The 2,605-nt window shown below is 72.3% G+C and carries 3 protein-coding genes and 1 pseudogene; all 4 read left to right on the top strand.

The window, feature by feature from the left end; genetic code table 11:
* The first annotated feature begins 187 nt into the window (after positions 1–187).
* A complete protein-coding gene (locus AB0N31_RS36390) occupies positions 188–490 on the top strand; it encodes a ferredoxin (protein ID WP_366062821.1) in 303 nt (100 codons plus the stop codon).
* Positions 491–640: 150 nt separating this feature from the next.
* Positions 641–1,408 (top strand): alpha/beta fold hydrolase, encoded by a 768-nt coding sequence (locus tag AB0N31_RS36395; RefSeq protein ID WP_366062822.1) that lies wholly within the window; start codon positions 641–643, stop codon positions 1,406–1,408.
* A gap of 64 nt (positions 1,409–1,472) precedes the next feature.
* Entirely contained in the window at positions 1,473–2,372 is a 900-nt protein-coding gene (locus AB0N31_RS36400) for a menaquinone biosynthesis protein (RefSeq protein WP_366062823.1), read from the top strand.
* A 42-nt stretch (positions 2,373–2,414) separates the two neighbouring features.
* Positions 2,415–2,605, top strand: a pseudogene (locus AB0N31_RS36405) (dehypoxanthine futalosine cyclase); the annotation flags it as partial.

Genomic DNA, 2,605 nt, shown 5'->3' on the forward strand with positions numbered 1-2,605 from the left:
GGCTTCCGCCCGGTGGAGCGCAACACCCGCTACGAGATCATCCGCGAGTACGACGCCCCGGACCCCGCCCGCAGGGACTCCCCCCAGCCGATGCGGGTGTGACCCGGCGGCCGGCACCGTGACTTCTTTTCCCCTCACCTTCCCCCGCGCTCCGCAAACCCGAGACGACTCCGCCAGGCAGGTGTGAATGTCCCCCCAGACGACGAACAACGAGGACCTGGAAGTCTGGATCGACCAGGACCTGTGCACCGGTGACGGCATCTGCGCCCAGTACGCGCCCGAGGTGTTCGAACTGGACATCGACGGGCTGGCCTATGTGAAGAGCGAGCAGGACGAACTGCTCCAGGAGCCCGGCGCGACGACGAGGATTCCGCTGGAGGTGCTCACCGACGTGGTCGACTCCGCCAAGGAGTGCCCCGGCGAGTGCATTCACGTCCGCCGCGTCGCCGACGGCGTCGAGATCCACGGCCCCGACGCCGTGGACGCCTGACAACCCGTCACCCACGAACGGGCGGGGCAGCCCGACCGGTGTCGCCTGCGCCGCCCCGCCCCCTCCTCTCCACACCCCCGCGACCCCACGCCCGAGGTCCCCTCCGAAGAGAGCGGGCACGTCGACACCCGGGAAGGACATCCACGTCCCATGAGCACCACCCCTTCCGACGACCTGTGGATCCGCAGGTTCCGCCCCTCTCCCGACGCGGCCGAACGTCTCGTGTGCTTTCCGCACGCCGGCGGGTCGGCCAGTTTCTACGTGCCCGTCGCCGCCGCCCTGAGCCCCGGAGTCGATGTCCTCGCGATCCAGTACCCCGGACGCCAGGACCGCCGCAGCGAACCGGCGCCCGCCTCCGTCGCCGAACTCGCGGACGGGGTCACGGCCGCCCTGGCCGGCTGGGACGACCGTCCGCTGACCTTCTTCGGACACAGCATGGGAGCCCTGGTCGCCTTCGAGACGGCCCGGCGCATGGAGCGGGCCGGGGGCGGACCGGTCCGGCTGTTCGCCTCCGGCCGTCGCGCCCCCTCCAGGACCCGTGACGAGCACGTGCACACGCTCGACGACGACGGGGTCGTCGCCGAACTGCGGGCCCTGGCCGGCACGGACGCCCAGGTCCTCCAGGACGAGGAGCTGCTGCGCATGGTGCTGCCCGCCATCCGCAGCGACTACCGGGCCGTGGAGACCTACCGCTGCGAGCCCGGCGCACGGGTGCGCTGCCCCGTCACCGTCCTGACTGGGGACGCGGACCCCCGCACCTCGCCGGAGGAGGCCCGCGCCTGGAGCGGGCACACCGAGGCCGACTACGACCTGCGCGTCTTCTCCGGCGGCCACTTCTTCCTGTCGGAACGGCCCGCGGAGGTACTGGCCGTGCTGACCGAGCACTTCACCGCCGCCAACGCCATGAGCCGGCCATGATCCCGGCGGCCCGCTTCCCCCTGCCCGCCCCCTCCCCCTCCACCCGTTACGGGAGTTGTGCACCATGACCGAGCAACTCGCCCCCGCGGCACCGGCGCCGGCCCCCGTACGCCGACGTAGGCCCAGGGTGGGACACATCCAGTTCCTCAACTGCCTGCCGCTGTTCTGGGGGCTGGCCCGTACAGGCACCCTCCTCGACATGGAGCTGCGCACCGACACCCCGGACGGTCTCAACGACGCGCTGGCCGCGGGCGACCTCGACATCGGCCCCATCAGCCTGCTGGAGTTCCTGCGGCACGCGGACGACCTGGTGGCTCTGCCGGACATCGCGGTCGGCAGCGACGGTGACGTGATGTCCTGCCTGATCGTCAGCCAGGTGCCGCTGGCGGACCTCGACGGCCGGCGCGTCGCCCTCGGCTCGACCAGCCGCACCTCCGTGCGCCTGGCCCAGCTGCTGCTGGCCGAGCGCGTCGGAGTACGTCCCGACTACTACGTCTGCCCGCCCGACCTGCGCACCATGATGTCCGAGGCGGAGGCCGCCGTCGTCATCGGTGACGCGGCGCTGCGCGCGGCCCTGCACGAGGCCCCCAGGATGGGGCTGCACGTGCACGACCTGGGCCGCATGTGGAAGGACTGGACGGGTCTGCCCTTCGTCTTCGCCTTGTTCGCCGCACGCCGCGACTTCCTGGCCCGCGAACCGGAGCTGGTGCACCAGGTCCACACCGACCTGCTCGCCTCCCGCGACCTGTCGCTCGCCGAGGTGACCAAGGTGTGCGAACAGGCCTCCCGGTGGGAGGAGTTCGACGCCACGACGCTGGAGCGCTACTACACCACCGCCCTCGACTTCAGCCTCGGCGAGGCCCAGCTCGCCGGCATCGCCGAGTTCGCCCGCCGGGTCGGCGGCGACGACGCGGGCTTCCCGCCCGACGTCGAAGTCCGGCTGCTCGAACGCGCTGCTTCCTGATCCCGCCCCCGACCACGCCCCCCTCCCGGAAAGGCCCGCCCCATGTCCCGACCACCGCACCACCGACTCCAGTCCGTCCTCGACCGTGCCGCCGAGGGTGGGCGGATCACCCCCGAGGAGGCGCTCGCCCTCTACCGTGACGCGCCCCTGCACGCGCTGGGCGCCGCCGCCGACGCCGTGCGCCGCCGTCGGTACGCCGGCATCGAGCACATCGCGACGTACATCATCGAGCG

Origin of the sequence: Streptomyces sp. NPDC051051 (genome assembly GCF_040682975.1) — a bacterium.
In the GTDB taxonomy this organism is placed as follows: Bacteria; Actinomycetota; Actinomycetes; order Streptomycetales; family Streptomycetaceae; genus Streptomyces.